We start from the raw sequence: 20,971 nt of genomic DNA on the forward strand, positions 1-20,971 counted from the left end.
ATTCCGGAAGGCGCCTGTCCCCGTTTAGGGCATTCTTAGGACACCGGGCGGCGGTAGCCCTCTTCGGTGGTGAGGATGAGGGGGCCGTCCTCGGTGATGGCGACCGTCTTCTCGAAGTGGGCCGACGGCTGGCCGTCGCGCGTGCACACGAGCCAACCGTCGGGCATCTGGCGCGTCTTGTACGTGCCCAGGTTGATCATGGGCTCTATGGCCAGCACCATGCCCGCCTCCAGCTTCACGCCGGCGTGGCGATGGCCGAAGTTCGGCACGTTCGGGTCCTCGTGCATGTCGCGGCCGATGCCGTGGCCCACGTACTCGCGCACCACGCCGAAGCCCTCGGCCTCGGCGATGGACTGCACCGCGTGCCCGATGTCGCCCAGATGGTTGCCGGGCCGCGCGGCGTCGAGGCCCGCCCACATGCACTTCTCGGTCACGTCCAGCAAACGCTGCTTCTCGGGCGAGATGCGGCCCACCGCGTACGTCCAGGCGTTGTCGCCCACCCAGCCGTCAACGATGGCGCCCGTGTCGATGGAGATGATGTCGCCCTCCTGCAGCACGACGGCCGCCGAGGGGATGCCGTGGACGATCTGCTCGTTCACCGACGCGCAGATGGAGCCGGGGAACCCGCCGTAGCCCTTGAACGCGGGGATGCCGCCCTCCAAGCGGATGAGCTGCTCGGCGAACTGGTCCAGCTCCAGCGTGGACACCCCGGGGCGCACGCGCGCGCCCACCTCGCGCAGCACCTTGGCCGAAACGCGGCCCGCTTCCTTCATGGCCTCGATCTCGGCCGGGGACTTCTTGATGATCATGCCGTGACGCCTATCTCTTTTGCGGGTAATGTCGCCGCCCAGTATAGCACTCCCCCGGCCCGCACAAGGCCCTCTCGCGGTCGTTACGGGTGCGCCACGACCCAGCAACGCGCTCCCCGCGCGCGGCGGAAGCGCGCACGCGCCTGCTAGCATGGCGGGTCACAGCGCGTTTTCCTTGCGCGCCGTAAACATCGTGAACCGCAAGAACAGGAGGCACTGCATGAACCCGTTCGATCAGAAGCCCACGAAATCGCTGGAAGACATGATGCTCGACTGGAAGGATCTGTCCCCGCGCCCCTACAAGAAGCTCGAGACCGACCCGTACACGAAGGCCCGCATCATCCTCATGAACGGCATCGAGGTGGAGGCCGTCATGTTCGGCCACAACTTTCACCGCAACTGCGAGGACAACGACCTGCGCCGCGACCTGGCGCTCATGCGCCGCATCGAGGCGGCCCAGCAGAAGCACGTGAACTGGCTCTCCCCCTCCGACGAGTCGCCGCTCGAGACGACCATCGGCTACGAGCAGCTGGCCGTGGACCTGACGGCGTGGTTGGCCATGCACGAGCCCGACGCCTACGCGAAGCAGTGCATGGACTTCGCGCTGCTGGAGGACTTCGACCACCTGTACCGCTACGCCGACCTGCTCAAGATGGACGAGGACCTGCCCGCGCACAAGCTGGTGCAGGACACCATCGAGATCACGCCGGGCCGCCCGACCGTCGCGCACCATCGCCATCCGTTCGATTCCGTACGCGCCCCGCGCAACGCCAAGACGGCCGACATCCGCACGACGCTCGGCGCGCTCATCCTGACCGCCGGCGAGCAGCAGACCATGAACTTCTACATGAACCTGGGCAACACGCAGCCCGAGGGCGTGGCCCGCGACCTCTACCTGGAGATCGGCATGGTGGAGGAAGAGCACGTGACGCACTACGGCGCGTTGCTGGACCCCTCGGCCACATGGCTGCAGAACCTGCTGCTGCGCGAGTACATGGAGTGCTACCTGTACTACTCGTTCGCCGAGACGGAGGTGGACCCCTACACGAAGAAGATCTGGGAGCACCACTTCGAGCAGGAGGTCGCCCACCTGCACAAGGCCGCCGACCTGCTGTACAAGCACGAGAACATGGAGTGGCAATCGCTCATCCCCAACGGCGAGTTCCCCGAGCTTTTGGACTTCCACCCCACGAAGGACTACGTGCGCGAGGTGCTGGCCGAGCAGGCCACGCTCACGGCGAAGGACGAGGAGTTCGTCGAGCTGGACGACCTGCCGAGCGACTTCCGCTTCTTCGATTGGAACAGCAAGGTGAACGGCCGCATCCAGGACGTTCCCAGCCACCGCGTCATCCGCGAGCTGCAGAAGAAGGACGGCGAGGACTACCGCCTCGAGGACGCGGAAAGCCCCTTGCGCGAGCTGCGCAGCCGCAAGAAGGACAACACGGACCTCGGCCGCGTGCAAGGCGCCGGCCACGACCTCGACCGCGAGGGCGTGCAGAAGGAAGAGCGCGAAGCCGTGCTGGCATAGCAAAAAACAAGGCCCGGCGAATGCCGGGCCTTGTTTTTCGTAGGGGAGGCGGCCTGCTGCCCGCCTCCTACGCGTCCCCACCGTCGTCCGAGGGCGCTTCCCCGTCGTCGGGCTTCTTCAACCTTCCCGCGTCTTTGAGGGCGCGGCGCAGGATGAACTCGACCTGCGCGTTCACGCTGCGCAGGTCGTCGGCGGCCCAGCGCTCCACAGCTTCCCAGAGGGCCGGGTCCACGCGGAGCGGGTATTGTTTGCGTTTCGCCATAGATAGCACCGCAGGCGCCCCGACGGACCCGTCGGGGCGCCTTCCTTCCCTATTGGTACAGCGTTCCCGTGTTCAGCACGGGCTGCGCGTCGGATTCGCCGCACAGCACCACCATGAGGTTCGACACCATGGCGGCCTTGCGCTCGTCGTCCAAGTCTACCACGTTCTTCGCCGACAGCTCGGTCAGCGCCATCTCCACCATGCTCACGGCCCCCTGCACGATCTTCTCACGCGCGGCGATGACGGCGTCCGCCTGCTGACGGCGAAGCATGGCCTGGGCGATCTCGGGCGCGTAGGCCAGGTGCGTGAGGCGCGCGTCGTCGATGACCACGCCGGCTTTCTCCAGGCGCACAGCCAGCTCGTCCTTGAGCGCGGCCGACACCTCCTCGATGTTGCTGCGCAGGGTGATCTCGCCCTCGGGCTCGCCGGGCATCTGGTCGTAGGCGTACGTGGTGGCCACGTGGCGCAGCGCCGTTTCGCTTTGCGTGTGCACGTAGGAGTTGTAGTCGTCCACGTCGAAGAACGCCTTCGCCGTGTTCTCCACGCGCCATACGATGACGTCTGCGATCTCGATGGGGTTGCCGCACTTGTCGTTCACCTTAAGGTGCTCGCCGTTGTACGTGCGGGCGCGCAGGGACACCTTCGTGGACTTCGGCGTCGACTTGCCCGTCCCCGCGTCGATGGTCGTTCCCGCCGACCGCGAGAGGAACGGGTTGGCCCAATGGAAGCCCTCGTCGCGCACCGTGCCCTTGTAGTCGCCGAACAGGATGAGCACGCGCGCCTGGTTCGGTTGGATGGTGAAGAAGCCCATGAACAGCAGCAGCGGCCCCACGCACACCGCCACGATGCTCACCACCATCAGCACCAAGCCGAACGTCTGCGCCCCCGTGGTTATGGGCACGTCCTCGGGCGGCAGCATCATGGCCCCCGCCACGATCCCGACGACGCAAGCGGCCGCCAGAACGATCACGAGCAACAGCATGGGCCATCCGCTTTTCGCATGGACGGTCTTCTCTGCGGACGCGCCTCCGGCCGCGCGGGCGGTCTTTTCGACGGACATGACGGTTCCTTTCTCTCCCGAGCGAAACGCCCCATGCGCCCGCTCGCGCCCCGTTCTACCAGGGTGATATTAACATGATATCACATTGAAATCGAAAAATCGAATGACTTATCCGCTATCGAATAAACGGGAGCTCTGCAAAACGTCTAAACGAGCGACTGAAAGCACCTTGAAGCCGCTTTGAAGCCGCATGCTAGCTCAAATGTTTCACGTGAAACATTTGTTCGCTAATGGGGTAAAAAGAAGGGAGCCCGTAGGCTCCCCTCTTCAAACAGTCGGCGTCGAATGCGCGATCTACTCGCCGGACTCCGTGTAGTTGCGGTTCACGGAGGAATCGACCGAGATGCCGGGGCTCATGGTGGACGACACGCAGACGGACTTCACGTACTTGCCCTTGGCCGCAGCCGGCTTCATGCGCAGGATCTCGTCGTACACGGCGCCGTAGTTCTCGGCGAGCTGCTCGGCCGTGAAACTGGCCTTGCCGATGATGACATGCGCGATGCCGTAGCGGTCGGCGCGGTACTCCACGCGGCCGCCCTTGAGCTCGTTGATGGCCTTCGCCACGTCGTTCGTGACGGTGCCGAGCTTGGGGTTCGGCATGAGGCCGCGGGGGCCGAGGATCTTGCCCAGGCGACCAACCTTGCCCATCTGGTCGGGGGTGGCCACGGCGGCGTCGAAGTTGAACTCGCCAGCCTGAATCTGGGCCATGAGCTCGTCGGAGCCCACGATATCGGCACCGGCCTCTTCGGCGGCGCGGGCGGCCTCGCCCTCGGCGAACACGGCCACGCGAACCTGCTTGCCGGAGCCGTTCGGCAGGCTCACGGTGCCGCGAAGCTGCTGGTCGGCCTGGCGGGTGTCGATGCCCAGGCGGAAGTCGACCGTGACCGTCTCGTCGAACTTGGCGGAGGACACCTCCTTCACCAGGTTCATGGCCGCGAGCGGCGCATACGTCTCTTCGCCGATCTTCTCGATAGCGGCGCGGTAGTTCTTGGACTTCTTCGTCATGGTGCTTCCTTTCGTGGTTCGTAGCGGACGCGCAGAGCGTCCTTCCACTGTCTTATCGTTCAAACGGCCGCCCGCTCGGGCGGCCGAATTCACGCTGGTCGAGCTCGCGGGAGGATTAGTCCTCGTCCTCGAGCGTCTTGCCCTGCAGCATGGCTGCAACCTTCTTGGAGGGCACGTACTTGATCTTCATCTCGCGACCCTCGATACGCACGCCCATGCTGCGGGCCGTGCCGGCGATGATCTCCATGGCGGCCTCGATGGTGTTGGCGTTGAGGTCCGGCATCTTGATCTCGGCGATCTCGCGGAGCTGGTCCTCCGTGAGCGTGCCCACGGACTGCATGTGCGGGATGCCCGCGCCGCTCTTGATGCCCAGCTTCTCCTTGATGAGGATGGCCGCCGGCGGAGTCTTGCACACGAACGTGAACGACTTGTCCTCGTACACCGTGATCTCGACGGGGATGATGGTGCCGGACTGGTCCTGCGTCTGGGCGTTGAACGCCTGGCAGAACTGCATGATGTTGACGCCCTGGGCGCCGAGGGCCGGACCGACCGGAGGAGCCGGGTTGGCGGCGCCTGCGGGAATCTGCAGCTTGATAAAGCCGGTTTGCTTCTTTTCAGCCATGAGAGCTATCCTTTCAGCTGATTCAAAATTCTCAAAATCAATCTATCAACACAGCGGTTGGTGTCGAATGAGAAGCCCCGGTCCACGCGGGCACGCGACGCCGCTTATGTTCGCTCTTTAAATCTTGGCGACCTGGTCGAACGAGAGCTCCACCGGGGTCTCGCGTCCGAAGATGGACACCAGCACCTTCACCTTGCCGGCGTCGGGCGACACCTCCGACACCACGCCGTCGAACTCCGCCAGCGGCCCGGAGACCACCTTGACGGACTGACCCACCTCGATGGACGAGGAGGTCTTCTTCGGCGCGCCGGCGCGCGGCTTGCCCATGCCCATGATCTTGTTGTATTCCTCGCGGGTGAGCGGGGCCGGGTTGCCCTGGCTGCCCACGAAGCCCGTGACGCCCGGCGTGTTGCGCACGGCCGCCCAGCTGCGATCGTCCAGCTCCATGCGGACGAGCACGTAGCCCGGGAACACCTTCTTCTCGCTCTCGACGCGGCGTCCGCCCTCTTTGATCTCCGTCACCATTTCGGTTGGGATCTCGATGGCGAACACGTTGTTCTCGAGACCCATGGTCTCGATGCGTGTCTCAAGGTTCTTCTTCACCTTGTTCTCGTAACCCGAGTAGGTGTGCAGAACGTACCACTTTTTCGACATGCCCTATGCCCCCAGACTCGAAATGCCCACGAGCACCGGCGTGATGACGACGTTGTCGAGCAACGCGACGTACACGCCGAAGAACAGCAGCGCGACCACGACCACGACGCTCCAGCGAAACACGTCCTGCTTCGTCGGCCACGTCACGCGCTTCATCTCGGAACGAACGTCCTTGAGAAAACCGAAGCGGCGCTTCTTGGGCTTGGCCTCGACCTTCTTCTCAGGCTTCTTTTCGGCCTGCTTCTCTATGCTCTTGCCCTGCTTGTCGGCGACAGGGGTCTCGGCCTTGTCGGCTTTCTTGAAAAACCGCTTCTTGGGTTCGGTTGCGGCGGCATCGGCCTCGGCGATATCCTTCGCCTCGACAGCGGCGCTCTCGGCCTCGAGGGCCTGCGCCTTTCGTGCGGCACGCGCGGCCGAAGCCTTCGCGCGCTGTGTTTTCGATTTCTTCGCCATCTGATTCCTTCGCCCTAGAAAAAACCGGGAAAATCGTTATCCGTCTAAACGCCAAACAAGCAGCCTGATTCCAAGCTGCTCGAACAAGCAACCTGAATGCAAGCTGCTCAAGATTAACAAGCTGGCAGGCCAGGAGGGACTCGAACCCCCAACATGCGGTTTTGGAGACCGCCGCTCTACCAATTGGAGCTACTGGCCTATTGCTTGTCCTACCCTGATAACGCTATCGAGTCTCTTTGTGCGTCGTGTGATGACCGCACCACTTGCAGTACTTCTTCAACTCGATGCGATCAGGATTGTTCTGCTTGTTCTTCTTGGTCGTGTAATTGCGGCGCTTGCAATCAGTGCAGGCCAAAGTGACCAACGTGCGCATGAATTCTCCTCTTATCGCTTACGTGTCGAGCTTGATAACGTAATCGGCATACACATGAATTTTCAAGAGCGGAGCCCGCAAGCGCGGGCTCCGCGTTCAGGTAAAGCGGTGTTACTTGATGATCTTCGTCACGCGGCCGGAACCAACCGTGCGGCCACCCTCGCGGATAGCGAAGCGCAGGCCCTCTTCCATGGCGATCGGGTGAATGAGCTCGCCCTTGATCTCCACGTTGTCGCCCGGCATAACCATCTCGGTGCCCTCGGGAAGGTGGGCAACGCCCGTCACGTCCGTCGTGCGGAAGTAGAACTGCGGACGGTAGCCGTCGAAGAACGGCGTGTGGCGGCCGCCCTCTTCCTTCGTCAGGATGTAGACCTGGCCTTCGAACTCGGTGTGCGGGGTCACGCTGCCGGGCTTGCAGAGAACCTGGCCGCGGACGATCTCCTCGCGCTTGACGCCGCGGAGCAGGCAGCCGATGTTGTCGCCGGCCTGAGCCTCGTCGAGCAGCTTGCGGAACATCTCGATACCGGTGCAGACCGTGTTCTGGGTCTCTTTGATGCCGATGATCTCCAGCGGGTCGTTCACGTGCAGCGTACCGCGCTCAACACGGCCGGTGGCAACGGTGCCGCGGCCGGTGATGGTCATGGTGTCCTCGACGGCCATCAGGAACGGCTTGTCGATCATGCGCTCCGGCGTGGGGATGTAGGAGTCGACCGCGTCCATGAGCTCCCAGACCTTCTCCTGCCACTCTTTGTCGCCCTCGAGGGCCTTCAGAGCGGAGCCGCGGATGATCGGGGTGTCGTCGCCGGGGAACTCGTAGCTGTCGAGCAGCTCGCGAACTTCCATCTCGACGAGCTCGAGGAGCTCTTCGTCGTCGACCATGTCGCACTTGTTCAGGAACACGACGATGTAGGGAACGCCGACCTGACGGGCGAGCAGGATGTGCTCGCGGGTCTGGGCCATGGGGCCGTCGGTGGCGGCGATAACGAGGATGGCGCCGTCCATCTGAGCAGCACCCGTGATCATGTTCTTCACGTAGTCGGCGTGACCGGGGCAGTCGACGTGAGCGTAGTGGCGCTGATCCGTCTCGTACTCGATGTGAGCGATGGAGATCGTGATGCCGCGCTCGCGCTCTTCAGGAGCCTTGTCGATGTTCTCGAAAGCCGTGAAGTCAGCGCGGGCGGAGCCGTGCGTGCCGTCGTTCTCGGACAGCGTCTTGGAAATGGCTGCCGTCAGCGTCGTCTTGCCGTGGTCAACGTGGCCGATGGTGCCGATGTTAACATGCGGCTTGGAACGCTCGAACTTCTCCTTAGCCATGTTTCATCCTCCTTATTAAGGTTCGCTTGCGCGAAAATCAAAACAAAAATAATGACGCGTCCGACAAGCGGACGCGGAATAATCAAATGGTAGCGGTGACTGGATTTGAACCAGTGACGCCACGGGTATGAACCGTGTGCTCTAACCAACTGAGCTACACCGCCATGTTGGAAAATGGAGCCTGCGATCGGACTTGAACCGACGACCTCTTCCTTACCAAGGAAGTGCTCTACCTGCTGAGCTACACAGGCGATTAGATGGTGGGAGCGCTAGGATTCGAACCTAGGTAAGCATAGCTAACGGGTTTACAGCCCGTCCCCTTTAACCACTCGGGCACACTCCCATGATTCGCTCAATTCATGTGTATTTATCAAGCTGCCTGCCGCGTGTTTCGGATGTCCCGAACGCGCGAGCAGATGAATAATACGCTAGGATCATCAGCGTGTCAACTACCTACACGCCCCCGGGTGTGTCTCCACGATTCCTCCTTTTTCGTGCGGAAACGCGTGCGAAGACGACGCGAACGCCTTCCCCGCACCGAGGTTTTTCGTCGCGAGCCGCAGCATATTGCTGCGCGCCGGGCTTACCTATATATAGTAGCTTCTTTTGTCCGTTCCAAGCGGGAGCGCGGACGAGGCTGAACGGAAAAACCTCCTTTACTATATATGGTGCGGTTGCACGAGCACCGCTCCGGCGGAGCCGGAGAAAGCCCTTCCGAGCTTCGTCCGGCTCGGTTCCCACAACATGTAGAATACGCATCCCCAATACCTTGTGGTCATGCATTTCCCCAGTTCCACGGCTCGTTTGCCTTCGTTCGACGGCTTCGAAACGCTTGCTCGGCGACAGCTTGAGAAACCCCTAGCGTTGATCTGGACTTATGAAATGCGTTCACAACATTTTTTGCCCATCTGCGCAAACGTGCTATGATGCGCACTGCTTTTGCCCACACATACTACGTGCTCAATTCAGGAGGTTTTTGAATGAGAGAGCATACAAACGGACTCAGCAGGCGAGCGTTCATTGGCGGTGCCGCCGCGCTCGGCGCCGCATCGATCGTAGCACCCTCGACCGCATTCGCGGCAACCGCTGCGGAGAAGCAAGCTGAGGCGGACGCCGTTCGCAACCAGCTCGTCGGCCTTCAGACGGACCTCGAGGTTGCCGCCGACAGCTACAAGCAGGCCCTCGACGCGCAAGAGGTCGCTCAAGCGGCCATGGAAGCCGAACAAGTCAAGATCGATGAAGCTAACGGAAAGATCGCCGACCTCCAGGACAAGCTGGGGACGCGTGCCCGCAGCATGTACCGCACCGGTTCGTCGAGCTTCCTCGATTTTGTCATGGGCGCATCCTCGTTCGAGGAGTTCACGCAGAACTGGGATCTGCTGAACAAGATGAACGAGAACGACGGCACGATGGTCGACGAGACGAAGACTTTGCGCGAAGAGCTCCAGGCATCGAAGGACGAGTACGCGCGCCAGGAGAAGATCGCCGCCGACAAGGCCGCCGAGGCCAAGGTGATCCAGGCGGAAGCCGAGGCGAAGGTCGCCCAGGCCACCGAGCTGGTGAACTCCCTGGATGCCGAGGCGCAGGCGTTGCTCGCCGAAGAGCAGGCGGCAGCCGCGCGCGCAGCCGCCGAGCAGGCCGCTGCCGAAGAGGCCGCCAAGCAGGCCCAGAACTCCAACAACGGCGGTGGCGGCGGTTCCTACACCCCTCCGTCCGGCGGCGGCGGTGGCGGAAACAACAACTACGTTCCCCCTTCGTACGGCGGAGGTGGCGGCGGCGGATCGGTTGGATCCTACAGCTCCGTGGCCGACTACGCCATGAGCCGCATCGGCTGCCCCTACGTGTGGGCCGCTGAAGGTCCCGACGCCTTCGACTGCTCGGGCCTCGTGCGCTGGGCGTATCTACAGGTGGGCATTTCTCTTCCCCACTACACCGAATCGCTGTACGCCTGCGCCAAGAACATCGTCCCGGTGTCGCAGGCGCGTCCGGGCGACGTGCTGTACCGCCCCCAGCACGTGGGCATCGCCGTGAGCTACGGCGGGTCGCACTACGTGCACGCCCCCACCTTCAACGCGTACGTGCGCGACACCGACGCGCTTTCGTGGGCGGGCTTCACCTGCGCGCTGCAGTTCTAGCCGCATCGTTTCAACCCGGTTTCGCAAGGAGGGCCTCGGCCCTCCTTTTTTGTATAATGAGAGCGAAACGACCTGCGGCTCACGCCGCCTCGCGAAAGGAGCACGTCGCATGAACATCTCCGTGAACCTGGAAAACGGCCTCCTTCCCGACCGCTACGGCAAGCACGCGCCGGTCGAGGACACCGTCGACGGCCATCCGTGCGTGTCGTTCCCCATCGAGATAGACGACGTGCCCGAGAGCGCCCGATCGCTGGCGCTCACGTTCCTGGACTGGGACGCCGTACCCGTGGGAGGCTTCTGCTGGATCCATTGGATCGCGTGCAACTTCCCCGCCGACACGCGCCTCATCCCCGAGAACGCCAGCGCGTCCGGCGCCGTGCCGTGCGTGCAGGGCTCCAACAGCGACTGGTCGCCGCTGGCGGGCTCGCATACCGACCCGCGCATCATCCATCGCTACGCCGGCCCCTACCCGCCCGACAAGACGCACGACTACACGCTGACCGTGTACGCGTTGGACTGCGAGCTCGATTTGGACGAGGGCTACTACCTGAACGAGTTTCGCCGCGCCATCCGCGGCCACGTGCTGGACGAGGCGTCGCTCGAGCTGCCGAGCAGGGCGTAGCCGGCGCGTCGCGAACGCGCAAGGAGGACCTGCCGTGGAGCCCGCACGCATAACCCATACGCTGGAGCCGATCTTCGACGCGCGGTCGCGCGTGCTCGTGCTGGGCACGATGCCGTCGCCGAAATCGCGCGAGGTCGGCTTTTACTACGGGCACCCCCAGAACCGCTTCTGGAAGGTGATGGGCGCGCTGTTCGGCGAACCGGAGCCGACGGGCAACGACGATCGCACGGCGTTTTTGCTCGCGCACCGCATCGCGCTTTGGGACGTGCTGGCCTCGTGCACCATACAAGGCGCGTCCGACGCCTCCATAACCGACGCGCGGCCGAACGACCTCGCGCGCATCGGCGCGGCGGCACCGCTCGCCGCCGTGTTCACCACCGGGTCGAAGGCGTCCGACCTGTACCGCCGACACTGCATGGGCATGCTGCCAGGCGTGTCCCACATCCCTCTGCCCTCCACGAGCCCCGCGAACGCCCGCATGCGGCTGTCCGACCTCGTGAAGGCCTACCGACCGCTGCTCGAAGCGCTGAAAGAGGGTTGACGGCGGTCGTCGCGCCATGCGCTGAGCGGGTCGCGGCGAAACGAGGTGAAAGCGTCGACGATAGCGTTCGGCGCAACCGCTACTTCTCGGCCTTTTCGGGGTGGCCGTGGTCCTTCTGCCAGCGATCCCAGGTGGAATAGCAGATGGCAGCGCGCTGCTTCTGCGAAGGGTACTCGTCCTTCTCGTTCTTCGTGATGCTTTCCATGCAGCGGGAGATGTAGGTTTCCTTCTTCTCGTTCGCGCGGGGATTCGGTACGGGCATGGCCCCTCCTTCGACGGTTGGTGCTTTCGATCGTATCGTAGACGCCCCGAGCCGCCCGGGTGCTGGCGCCCGGGCGGCTCAACCGTGCGGTTCCCCATCGGTTCCCCGACCGTCGACGGCGAACGCTGACGCGCCCGCAGTTCGGGAAAAAATGATTCTAAGATGGATGGCTTTCATCATCCATCGGCGTTCGCGCGGGAAATGGGCTCCTGCGCGCGATCGCGGTCGACGCATGCGGAGCCAAGTCGTATACTGGCTGATGGACATGACAGCGCAGAGCGAAAGGATGACGATGACAACGTACGCGGACCTGTCGACAGACGAGCTGGGCGCGCGCAAAGCCGAACTTGAGAGCCAATACGCCGAGATCAAGGCGCGCGGGCTCGCGCTCAACATGGCGCGCGGCAAGCCCGGTGCCGACCAGCTGGACCTGAGCATGCCCATGCTGTCCCTGGTGACCACGGCCGAGGACTGCCGCGCCGAGGACGGCACGGACTGCCGTAACTACGGCGTGCTGGACGGCCTGCCCGAGGCGAAGCGCTTCATGGCCTGCATGGTCGAAGAGGCGCCCGAGAACATCGTCATCGGCGGCAACTCCAGCCTTTCGCTCATGTACGAGGCCGTGGCGCGGTGCCTGGACTTCGGCACGCTGGGCTCGACGCCGTGGTGCCAGTACGAGAGCGTGAAGTGGCTCTGCCCCGTGCCGGGCTACGACCGCCACTTCGGCGTGACGGAGGCCTTCGGCATCGAGATGATCCCCGTGCCCATGACCGCCGAAGGTCCGGACATGGACGAGGTCGAGCGCCTTGCGGCCGGCGACGCGTCCGTCAAGGGCATCTGGTGCGTGCCGAAGTACTCGAACCCCGGCGGCGTCACGTACTCCGACGACGTGGTTCGCCGCCTAGCGGCCATGGAGTGCGCGGCGGAGGACTTCCGCATCTTCTGGGACAACGCCTATTGCGTGCACCATCTCTACGACGACGCGGCCGACCAGGACCAGCTGCTCGACATCGGCGCGGCGTGCCGCGAGGCGGGCAACCCGGACCGCTACTTCAAGTTCGCCTCCACGTCGAAGGTGACGCACCCCGGCGCGGGCATCTCCGCCATCGCGGCCAGCCCCGACAACGTCGCCGAGATCAAGAAGCGCATGGGCGTGGGCACCATCGGCTACGACAAGCTGAACCAGCTGCGCCACGTGAAGTTCCTGAAGGATGCCGAAGGTCTGGCGGCCCACATGGCCAAGCACGCCGCCATCCTGCGTCCGAAGTTCGAGCTCGTGGTGAGCAAGCTGGAAGAGGGCCTGGCCGACGTGGGCGGCTGCTCATGGTCGAGCCCGCGCGGCGGCTACTTCGTGTCGTTCGACGCGCCCGAGGGCACGGCGAAGCGCATCGTGTCGCTGGCGAAGGAGGCCGGCATGACCATGACGGGCGCCGGCGCCACCTATCCCTACAAGCAGGACCCGCGCGACTCCAACATCCGCATCGCCCCCACCCTGCCCCCGCTCGACGAGCTGGACGCCGCCATGGACGTGTTCGTGTGCTGCGTGAAGCTGGCCTTGGCGGAGAAGCTGCTGGGATAGGCTGAACGGAAGATCGATACGCCTTCCTTCTGCGCATCGATCTTCACAAGCGACCCGGCACGGGCGCCGGGTCGCTTCTTCTCCACCGCTCCCCACGCGTCATGCCCGTCGACGCCCCTCGCGAGATTCTGGCAATTTTGATAGCTTGCTTTTTCTTTGGCAACCCCCCTATACTCAAAGGGAAACAACGACGGGGCACAACGGACCTCTTGGGGACGGGGAACACGACGATGCTGACCCTTAGCGTGTACAGTGCGGACGGAGAGTTCATCCTCACGTGCCAAATGGAGGATATGGCATCGTTTCTCCATGTCATCCACACCGAGTTCGAGCCGCGCTGGGCAGCCGATCCGAACAAGGCTGCCATCAGCGGAAAGATGCTCGTCATCGATTCGGTGCGCGGCCCCGACTCGATGACGCCAGCGTTGTCGCAGCGTCAGCGGGAGATCATCGAGCTGCTGTCCCGCTCATATTCGCCGAAGCAGATCGCCTGTGCGCTCGGCATATCGGAATCCACTGTGCGCATGCATATCAACACGCTCAAGAAGCGCTTCAACGTGACGAGCTGCTACCACCTCATGACGGTGGTGACGGCGCTCGGGTTGTGCGATCCATTCGTCGACGAACCGCATGAGAAGTCCATCACCGTCCTCTACGATGACAACCACGGCCTGCGCAAGCCACGGCGTCCACAGCCTCCCGAAGAGTCGGAAGGCCCGGGGGCCTCGCGAAAAGAAGAGGATGAAGCCCTGTAGCCGGCATGCAGAATGCCGGCTACAGCATGTGCCTTAGCGGTTCACGTCGAAGTCGTCAGGGCGAAGCTCGCGCGATGGACTGGTGTGGGGCAGCTTCTCAAAACCCACCCGCACCTCGTCAAGGTCGCGATAGCCCGCCGCCTGCAGTCGCCCCACCTCCGCACCGGAGATCCTCACCTGGTACTTCTCCATTCCATCGACCTTCGCCACCAAAAGCTCGCCCCACATGCGCACGGGCAGATCATCCTTGAAGAACCCATCGTTGCCTGCCCGCCGCACCGCAAGGCCCACCTCCTCGGGGCCGAAGCCCTCGGCCATGAGGTCAAGATAGGCCTCCGGCGGCAAGCCGACCAAACATTCTACGTGATCCATCACCTCGCAGAAGAAGAGCTTGCCCGCCGTGACGTAGCGCTCGTCGGCACCGCGTCGATCCGCCGGGTCCTCCCAGGCGGGTAGATCGTTCCTACCGTTTCCATCGTTCACGATACGGCCTCCTTCTCCGAGACGATGCCAACCTCGGCGTCAGATTACCTCCCCGGCGTTTTCGACGCACCGGGCGCCTTGGGGACACTGAAGGCGCCCGGCACCTTGGGCGCCCCGGAAGCACCGAGAACTCCCGGAGCCCCGGGGACGCCGGGAGCGCCAGGGACGCCAGGCGTCCCAGACGTCCCGGGCGCGGAAGCAGAAGTCAACTCAGCCCCGCATGCAGGACATATGGTCGTTTCGGGCTCGCAGTCCCGCCCGCATGCGGGGCACTTACGGTCGAGCGATACCGTCGTCGGTCTGAAGCACATTGCCTTCCCCTTTCAATACGCCGCTTCGTCGTCGGTCGAGCAATCGTGCACGGCCAGCCTCGACTGGGCGGACAAGCGTTCCACGAAACGGCACACGCGCTGCGCCCAGCGGTCGAACACCTCGCGCGTGTCGTCTACCGGATAGAGTTCTTCTTTGAAATAGCGGCGAAACAGCACGTCGGAGAACATGGCGTAGTCCTCGCTTCGCATGGCCTGCTCCATCGCAAACCCCGGCGCTATCATGGCGGCCAGGTTCGCGGCCTGGTACAGCTGGTAGAAAGCCACGCGTATCCGCGCCCGCCTGCGCTCGCCTCCCTCCGCCAGCGCCTCGTCCATCAGCTCGCTGGCTCGTCGGATGCCCGCGAAGGCGTCGTCGTAGGTCGTTGCCATGGCACACCCCCGCCCTAAGCGAACAGCTTCGCCATCGTCTCCCTGTCGGACAGCTCGACGCGCGTCGGCTGCGTCTCACGCCCCCGCTTCTCGAAGTGGTACACCCGCACGTCGTCCTCGCCCAAGCCGTCGCGCTCGGCCAGGTCGGCGAGCGTCTGCAGGATATGGTCGGAGTGCGAGGTGATGAGCACCTGCTTGCCCTCCTGCGCCATGCCGAGCAGGATCTCGGCCATCGTGCGCTGGTAGCGCGGATGCAAGTGCGTTTCGGGCTCCTCGATCATCACGAGTGCGCCCTCTTCGGAAAGCGAGCCCAGCACCACGGTGGCAACCGACTGGTTCACGCCGTAGCCGGAGTTCACGGCGCTCACCCACATGCCACCCTCCACGAGGTCCACCACCACGCTCGGACCGTCCGTCACGTACGGGCTCACCTCCACGCCGAGCTTCGCCAGGCGCTCGGCCATCACGTCGAGACGCTTTTGCATCTCGGGGAAGCGCTTCGCCTCGTTCAGGCGGTACAGGATGAGATTCGACAGCCACTCCTCCAAGGCCGACGCATCGCCGGCGCGGTTCGAGATGTCCTCGACGGTGGGGTTGCCGGCCAGTAGCGGGTAGTTGTACCGCGTGAAACCACGGTTCGACGACAGGTAGAGCGCGTCCTCGAACCACTTCATCATGACTTTCTGCGCGGCCAGCACACCCGCGTAATCATCGGTTGCATAGGTGCCGCCACCGTAGCCGCCAGCTGCCAGCGGGAAGAACAGCCTGCCCGACGCCTCGATGACGCCCTCCTTCCGGCTGTCCCACGACCAGGCGCGCTCGCCGCCTCGCGAGAACGACTCCTCCACACCCTCAAGCGACGTTTCCAGGCTGTATGCCATCTCGCCGGGACCGTCGTCGAGCGCAACCTCGATGCGCACGGGCAGCGAGGCATCGTGGCCGTACGCCACCTCGCGGAAGTCGCCGAGGCGCAGCAGGTAGTCGTTGTAGCTGATCTCCTTGCGCTGCAGGCTCTGCTTGATGAAGGCGAGCGACTGGATCACCGAGGTCTTCCCGGTGGAGTTAAACCCGGTGAGCACGGTGATCTTCGCAAAGTCGAGGTCGACGCCCTTCAGGGCCTTGAAGTTCTCCAGATGAACGCGCTTGAGCATGACGGTCCCCTTTCGGTAGAGCGGTTGACGATTACCGCGCAAGGCGGCGGATGGCCACCGGACGAGCCGGCTTGACCGAAAGCGCGCGCACGGGGCACCACTTCACGCAGTCGCCGCACCCCGTGCACACGTAGCCCTCCGCTATCGCAACCACGCCGTCGCGGGCTGCGAAGTTGCCCCGAGCACACCGGCGCACGCACGCACCGCAGTTGCTGCATGTGCTGCCGCGCTGGATGATGAACGGGGACTCGGTCATTTCGCCTCGGCCTTTCTTTTATACCCTCGAGCCAGCGCTAGCCGAACAGCGAGCGGAACGGCACGTCGTCGGCACGGTGCACGTTGCACTGGGCCAGCTTGACGTTGTATACGCCCGACAACCTGCAGCAGTTGTCGGGGTCGTTGTCGGTGCACATGTTGATGTTGGAGATGAACCAGCCGCCGAGCCACGGCTCGGACTCGGGCAGCTCGGGGAACCACCAGCCGTGCTGCGCAGCCACGGTGTAGGGCGACACCGACGCGTCGAGTTTGGCCTTCTGCAAACAGCGGCCGCGGCGCGTCTCGATCCAACACCACATGCCGTCGCCGATCCCCAGGTTCGCCGCCGTTTCGGGATGTATCTGGAAATGCGGCTCGGGATAGCGGTCGCGGCACCCGTTCACCTGGCGGTACTCGGAATGGTAGTACGGCATGACGCGCGAACCGGCCGTGAGGATGAGCGGGAAGGTCTCGGCCACGTCGGGGGTGGAAATCGGCGATTCGAAGGGTTCCTCGTAGTAGGGCAGCGCCTCCTTCTCGTCGAACAGGTCTTCGATGATGGTCGAGCGCAGCTCCACCTTGCCCGTAGGCGTGCCGAAGCCGTAGAGCTGACCGGTCTTCGGGTCGGACATCTTGTGCCATTCCTCGGGCGAGGGATTGAACACGGGATCCGTTATGGCACCGCGCGCCGAGGTGCCCTGCGGCTCGAGCATGGCGTCGTAGGCCTCCTCGGTGGTCTGCCACGACCAGTACTTCTCGCACGTCTCTTCATCGAACGTGCCTTCGGCCAGCGAACGCCAGAACTCGTAGTTGTCGCGACGCTCGTACAGCGGCGGCACGGCCGCCTCGCCCGTGAGGGCCACGCCGGTGATGCACGGGCCGCCCCCGCCCACGCCCCACAGCTGCGGACGCTCGAGCCAGCCGGCGGCCGGCAGCACGTAGTCGGAGAGCATGGCGAGCGGCGTCATGGTGTACTCATGAGTTATCACCAGGTCGAGCAGCTTCACGCACTCGTAGACATCCTGGGTGTTCGAGAGATTCGAGAACGGATTCGACGCCTGCGCGATGAGGCCCTTCACCGGATAGGGCTTGCCGGTGCGGATGGCCTCGCTCACGGCGCACCAGTTCTGCGCACACGTGGCGTTCTGGCTAAGGAAGTAGGGATGGTGGAACACGCGGCTCTGCGCGTCGGAGATCATCTGGTAGCTGGGCCATGAGTGGAACGGGAAGCGGTCGGAGCCGAGCTGCTTGTCGCGCTGCGACTTCGGCAGCATCTCGGGCATCTCGAACGTGGCGTGCGGCAGCACGTCGTTGGGAGGCGCCAGGTAGGTCTGACCCGCCTTGTTGATGCCGATAAGCGCCTTGAGGCATGCCTTGGCGCGGTTGGCCTGCGCCTGGTTGCGACCGATGGCGTCAGTGGCCAGGCCCCATGGCAGGTATGCCGGCAGGCAGGTGGCGTACATGCGCGCCGCCTTCACGATCTTCTCGGCCGGCACCCAGCAGATCTCAGCCACCTTCTCGGGCGGATAGGCCTGCACGGCCTTCTTCAAATCCTCGAAGCCGTACGTCCACGCCTCGACGAACTCCTTGTCGTAGAGCTCCTCGTTGATGATGACGTTCATCCAGCCCATGGCCATGGCGCCGTCGGTACCGGGCCGCAGGCGCAACCACACGTCGGCGTTGGCCGCGTACTCGGTGCAGCGCGGATCGACCACGATGAGCTTGGCATCGGGGTCGTTCGCGAACAGGTCCTGGTAGCCCCAGTGCTCGGGGAAGTCGCCGGACTGGGCGGGGTTGTGGCCCCACAGCACCACGCAGCCAGTCTTGGCCGCCGTGAAGGCTGCCGCGAACTGGCCGTACGTCGCGCTCTCGTTCGTGTACGTAGGGCACCAGCAGATTTCGGAGCCGCCCATGGCCAGGTTGGGGCTGCCGTACAGGTTGAAGAACCGTCCTTCGTACCACTCGTCGGTGCGGCCTGTGCCGTGCGAGAAGATGACCGACTCGGGGCCGTACTCGTCGGCGAGGTAGCGCAGCTTCTCGCCGATCTCGGTGCACGCCTGATCCCACGTGAGGCGCTCCCACTTGCCGCTGCCCCGCGCTCCCACGCGCTTGAGCGGGTAGTTGCAGCGCTTCGGGTGGTCGAGCCACTCCAGCTGGAAGTCCATGCGCTCGCACACGCGACCTTGGCTCACCGTGCACTCGGGGTCGCCCTCGAGCTTGGTGATCTTGCCGTCCTCCACCGTAGCCTTCACACCGCAGTTGGCATGGGAGGCGAAGCACAGCGTTCTCTTGTACTCGACGTTTGACATAATTCGCCCTCTTCCTCTTCGTCGGCGTACTTCGTTTCAGCTGATAGCGAAGATGCGAATCCTTACCGTTCAGACTAGCGACGCGCGCTTGGACGGACAAGCTATCAAAATTGATTGCCGCGCGGACGCAGCGCGGGCCTCGCCCGAAGGCCCCCGGCATGCAACGACGGGGCCCGGGCGCGCCGTCGCGCGCCCGGGCCCCCGAGCCTCTCCCGCCCTCGCTCGCGCGAGGCGCATCGCTTCACGAGGCCTACGTCAAAGCCTCTTTCTCGTCCTGCTCCCCATCAACCGGCTGGCCCTGGGGCAACGGCGTGCGCAGCACCTTGGATGCGACGAGCATGCACAAAGGCTCCACTTGAATGGCAACGACGTAGCAGATCGCCCATATAAGGGGCATGGGCGCGAGCAGCCTGCTCGCGAACTGGGCGTCGAATCCCGTCATCATGAACGTGAGCACGAACGAGATGACGAACACCAGCACCGTGCAGAGAAGAACGTCCTTCAGCAGGAACCACCCGAGCGACCCCTCGCGCGCGCCGCACGACACCGCGAAACCCATGGAGAGGGGAATAAGCGGAACCAGCGCCAAGATCGCCGTGCCGAGCACGGTGCCGACGACCACCCCCGTCGCAAACCCCTCGGGCGTCAACGGCGCCCCGGACACCACCGGGGAGAACAGGCTCATCGTGATTGCAAGAAAGAACGACATGAGAAAGCCCATGAGGGCTCGAAACCCGAAAGTCATCTACAACCCCCTTTAGCTGAGATGTGAGAAGGTATCGCCGCGTCCCATCGCACCACCCCTTCGCGTGCGTCGATTTTCCATCCGCATCTCCTATCAGCTGATTCGCATGATAGCCGCGCGAACGGCGCAGGGATAGCTATCAAACTTGTCAGATGCTCGACTCCGCCGATCCGAAAAGGCATGGAAGGCGCGTTACCGTCTCGCAACGGCCTCGACGGGAATGGCCGGGGGGTCTACAATCGGGCTTGAGGAACCACCCGACCGAAAAGGAGGCATCATGAACCGAGAGAAGATTCGCGTGGTGCAGTACGGATGCGGGAAGATGGCGAAGCTCACGCTGCGCTATCTGCACGAGAAGGGCGCCGAGATCGTGGGCGCGATCGACACCGACCCGTCGCTCCAGGGCGTGGACGCGGGCAACTTCGCCGACCTGGGCTGCAAGCTGGGCGTGGCCATTTCGAGTGACGCGGAGCGCGTGCTCGACGAATGCGACGCCGACATCGCCGTGCTGGAGCTGTTCAGCTTCGTGGAGGACGTCTACCCCATGTTCGAGGCGTGCGCCGCGCGCGGCATCGACGTGGTCACCACCTGCGAGGAGGCCATCTATCCGTGGACGACGGCCGCCGCGCTCACGAACAAGCTCGACGCGCTGGCGAAGGAGACGGGCTGCACCATCGTGGGTTCGGGCATGCAGGACATCTTCTGGATCAACCTCGTGGGCTGCGTGGCGGGCGGCGTGCACCGCATCGACCGCATTGAAGGCGCCACGAGCTACAACGTGGAGGACTACGGCCTGGCGCTGGCGAAGGCGCACGGCGTGGGCCTCACGCCCGAGGAGTTCGAGGCGACGCTCGCCCACCCCGAGGAAATCGAGCCGTCCTACGTGTGGAACTCGAACGAGGCGCTGGCGTCGCTTTTCGGTTGGACCATCAAGAGCCAGACGCAGAAGTCCGTGCCGTTCATCGCCGAGGAGGACACCTACTCCGCCACCATGGGCGAGACGATCCCCGCCGGGCGCTGCATCGGCATGAGCGCCGTGGTGACCACCGAGACGTTCCAAGGGCCCGTCATCGAAACGCAGTGCATCGGCAAGGTGTACGGAGCCGACGACGGCGACTTGTGCGAATGGAAGATTCTCGGCGAACCGGACACGTCGTTCTCCGTGGCGAAGCCGGCCACGCCGGAGCACACCTGCGCCACCGTGGTGAACCGCATCCCCACGATACTCGCCGCGCCGCCGGGCTTCGTGACCGTGGAGAAGCTGGAACCCGTGGAGTACCTGGCGTACCCGATGAACCTCTATGTGGACGAAGGGTGCGACTGCGGCTGCTAGCACCGCGGAGCGAGGATGGC

The 20,971-nt window shown here is 64.0% G+C and carries 23 protein-coding genes and 4 tRNA genes; 7 read left to right on the plus strand and 20 right to left on the minus strand.

Annotated elements, in window-relative coordinates; genetic code table 11:
- Positions 1 to 35: 35 nt before the first annotated feature.
- Positions 36 to 809 (minus strand): type I methionyl aminopeptidase, encoded by a 774-nt coding sequence (map, locus tag C1878_RS13335; RefSeq protein WP_080142535.1) that lies wholly within the window; start codon positions 807 to 809, stop codon positions 36 to 38.
- 220 nt (positions 810 to 1,029) lie between these two features.
- Here map and C1878_RS13340 point away from each other — a divergent pair, with 220 nt between their 5' ends.
- The gene (locus C1878_RS13340; protein ID WP_114602101.1) at positions 1,030 to 2,337 is read left to right on the plus strand and encodes a hypothetical protein; all 1,308 of its coding nucleotides are present in this window, start codon (positions 1,030 to 1,032) and stop codon (positions 2,335 to 2,337) included.
- Positions 2,338 to 2,404: 67 nt separating this feature from the next.
- Here the strand turns inward: C1878_RS13340 and C1878_RS13345 are convergent, their stop codons facing one another.
- From C1878_RS13345 to C1878_RS13400, 12 genes are all read right to left on the minus strand, one after another.
- The gene (locus C1878_RS13345; RefSeq protein WP_114602137.1) at positions 2,405 to 2,599 is read right to left on the minus strand and encodes a hypothetical protein; all 195 of its coding nucleotides are present in this window, start codon (positions 2,597 to 2,599) and stop codon (positions 2,405 to 2,407) included.
- Positions 2,600 to 2,648: 49 nt separating this feature from the next.
- Entirely contained in the window at positions 2,649 to 3,659 is a 1,011-nt protein-coding gene (locus C1878_RS13350; protein WP_199519351.1) for an SPFH domain-containing protein, read from the minus strand.
- 294 nt (positions 3,660 to 3,953) lie between these two features.
- Positions 3,954 to 4,664 (minus strand): 50S ribosomal protein L1, encoded by a 711-nt coding sequence (gene rplA, locus C1878_RS13355; protein WP_114602102.1) that lies wholly within the window; start codon positions 4,662 to 4,664, stop codon positions 3,954 to 3,956.
- 115 nt (positions 4,665 to 4,779) lie between these two features.
- Positions 4,780 to 5,286: a 50S ribosomal protein L11 gene (rplK, locus tag C1878_RS13360; protein ID WP_114602103.1), complete on the minus strand. Its 507-nt coding sequence runs from the start codon at positions 5,284 to 5,286 to the stop codon at positions 4,780 to 4,782.
- Between the two features lie 117 nt (positions 5,287 to 5,403).
- Positions 5,404 to 5,940: a transcription termination/antitermination protein NusG gene (nusG, locus tag C1878_RS13365; protein WP_080142529.1), complete on the minus strand. Its 537-nt coding sequence runs from the start codon at positions 5,938 to 5,940 to the stop codon at positions 5,404 to 5,406.
- A gap of 3 nt (positions 5,941 to 5,943) precedes the next feature.
- Complete coding sequence (gene secE / locus C1878_RS13370; RefSeq protein WP_114602104.1) at positions 5,944 to 6,393, minus strand: preprotein translocase subunit SecE; 450 nt, start codon at positions 6,391 to 6,393, stop codon at positions 5,944 to 5,946.
- A 122-nt stretch (positions 6,394 to 6,515) separates the two neighbouring features.
- Positions 6,516 to 6,592, minus strand: a tRNA-Trp gene (locus C1878_RS13375).
- A 24-nt stretch (positions 6,593 to 6,616) separates the two neighbouring features.
- Complete coding sequence (rpmG, locus tag C1878_RS13380) at positions 6,617 to 6,766, minus strand: 50S ribosomal protein L33 (protein WP_041239432.1); 150 nt, start codon at positions 6,764 to 6,766, stop codon at positions 6,617 to 6,619.
- Between the two features lie 111 nt (positions 6,767 to 6,877).
- Positions 6,878 to 8,080: an elongation factor Tu gene (tuf, locus tag C1878_RS13385; protein ID WP_114602105.1), complete on the minus strand. Its 1,203-nt coding sequence runs from the start codon at positions 8,078 to 8,080 to the stop codon at positions 6,878 to 6,880.
- An 87-nt stretch (positions 8,081 to 8,167) separates the two neighbouring features.
- A tRNA-Met gene (locus C1878_RS13390) sits at positions 8,168 to 8,244 on the minus strand.
- 11 nt (positions 8,245 to 8,255) lie between these two features.
- Positions 8,256 to 8,331: transfer RNA gene (locus C1878_RS13395), tRNA-Thr, on the minus strand.
- A gap of 7 nt (positions 8,332 to 8,338) precedes the next feature.
- A tRNA-Tyr gene (locus tag C1878_RS13400) sits at positions 8,339 to 8,423 on the minus strand.
- Between the two features lie 637 nt (positions 8,424 to 9,060).
- Between C1878_RS13400 and C1878_RS13405 the strand changes: the two genes are divergently transcribed.
- The 3 genes from C1878_RS13405 to C1878_RS13415 all read left to right on the plus strand — a co-directional run bounded on the left by C1878_RS13405 (position 9,061) and on the right by C1878_RS13415 (position 11,378).
- A complete protein-coding gene (locus C1878_RS13405; protein ID WP_114602106.1) occupies positions 9,061 to 10,215 on the plus strand; it encodes a C40 family peptidase in 1,155 nt (384 codons plus the stop codon).
- A gap of 109 nt (positions 10,216 to 10,324) precedes the next feature.
- Complete coding sequence (locus C1878_RS13410) at positions 10,325 to 10,837, plus strand: YbhB/YbcL family Raf kinase inhibitor-like protein (RefSeq protein ID WP_114602107.1); 513 nt, start codon at positions 10,325 to 10,327, stop codon at positions 10,835 to 10,837.
- Between the two features lie 34 nt (positions 10,838 to 10,871).
- A complete protein-coding gene (locus C1878_RS13415) occupies positions 10,872 to 11,378 on the plus strand; it encodes a DNA-deoxyinosine glycosylase (RefSeq protein WP_114602108.1) in 507 nt (168 codons plus the stop codon).
- 79 nt (positions 11,379 to 11,457) lie between these two features.
- On the opposite strand, the gene C1878_RS13420 is transcribed toward C1878_RS13415, so the two are convergent.
- A complete protein-coding gene (locus C1878_RS13420) occupies positions 11,458 to 11,640 on the minus strand; it encodes a hypothetical protein (protein ID WP_114602109.1) in 183 nt (60 codons plus the stop codon).
- 292 nt (positions 11,641 to 11,932) lie between these two features.
- On the opposite strand from C1878_RS13420, the gene C1878_RS13425 reads away from it, so the two are divergent.
- Together C1878_RS13425 and C1878_RS13430 are read left to right on the plus strand one after the other, a co-directional pair.
- On the plus strand, positions 11,933 to 13,219 hold the full coding sequence (locus tag C1878_RS13425) for an aminotransferase (protein WP_114602110.1): 1,287 nt from the start codon (positions 11,933 to 11,935) through the stop codon (positions 13,217 to 13,219).
- A gap of 293 nt (positions 13,220 to 13,512) precedes the next feature.
- Positions 13,513 to 13,974: a helix-turn-helix transcriptional regulator gene (locus tag C1878_RS13430; protein WP_158539815.1), complete on the plus strand. Its 462-nt coding sequence runs from the start codon at positions 13,513 to 13,515 to the stop codon at positions 13,972 to 13,974.
- A 33-nt stretch (positions 13,975 to 14,007) separates the two neighbouring features.
- Here the strand turns inward: C1878_RS13430 and C1878_RS13435 are convergent, their stop codons facing one another.
- The 6 genes from C1878_RS13435 to C1878_RS13460 form a co-directional block, all read right to left on the minus strand.
- On the minus strand, positions 14,008 to 14,457 hold the full coding sequence (locus tag C1878_RS13435) for a hypothetical protein (protein WP_114602112.1): 450 nt from the start codon (positions 14,455 to 14,457) through the stop codon (positions 14,008 to 14,010).
- 323 nt (positions 14,458 to 14,780) lie between these two features.
- On the minus strand, positions 14,781 to 15,158 hold the full coding sequence (locus C1878_RS16465) for a hypothetical protein (protein ID WP_147272951.1): 378 nt from the start codon (positions 15,156 to 15,158) through the stop codon (positions 14,781 to 14,783).
- Between the two features lie 14 nt (positions 15,159 to 15,172).
- Entirely contained in the window at positions 15,173 to 16,309 is a 1,137-nt protein-coding gene (locus C1878_RS13445; protein ID WP_114602113.1) for an AAA family ATPase, read from the minus strand.
- Positions 16,310 to 16,340: 31 nt separating this feature from the next.
- Entirely contained in the window at positions 16,341 to 16,565 is a 225-nt protein-coding gene (locus C1878_RS13450) for an ATP-binding protein (protein WP_114602114.1), read from the minus strand.
- A gap of 37 nt (positions 16,566 to 16,602) precedes the next feature.
- Positions 16,603 to 18,873, minus strand: a complete 2,271-nt coding sequence (locus tag C1878_RS13455; protein WP_114602115.1) for a molybdopterin-dependent oxidoreductase — start codon at positions 18,871 to 18,873, stop codon at positions 16,603 to 16,605.
- Between the two features lie 250 nt (positions 18,874 to 19,123).
- Positions 19,124 to 19,618 (minus strand): hypothetical protein, encoded by a 495-nt coding sequence (locus tag C1878_RS13460; protein ID WP_147272952.1) that lies wholly within the window; start codon positions 19,616 to 19,618, stop codon positions 19,124 to 19,126.
- Between the two features lie 277 nt (positions 19,619 to 19,895).
- On the opposite strand from C1878_RS13460, the gene C1878_RS13465 reads away from it, so the two are divergent.
- Entirely contained in the window at positions 19,896 to 20,951 is a 1,056-nt protein-coding gene (locus C1878_RS13465) for a dihydrodipicolinate reductase (RefSeq protein ID WP_167510334.1), read from the plus strand.
- Positions 20,952 to 20,971 lie beyond the last annotated feature (20 nt).

The sequence above is a fragment of the Gordonibacter sp. 28C genome, assembly GCF_003339845.1.
GTDB lineage: Bacteria > Actinomycetota > Coriobacteriia > Coriobacteriales > Eggerthellaceae > Gordonibacter.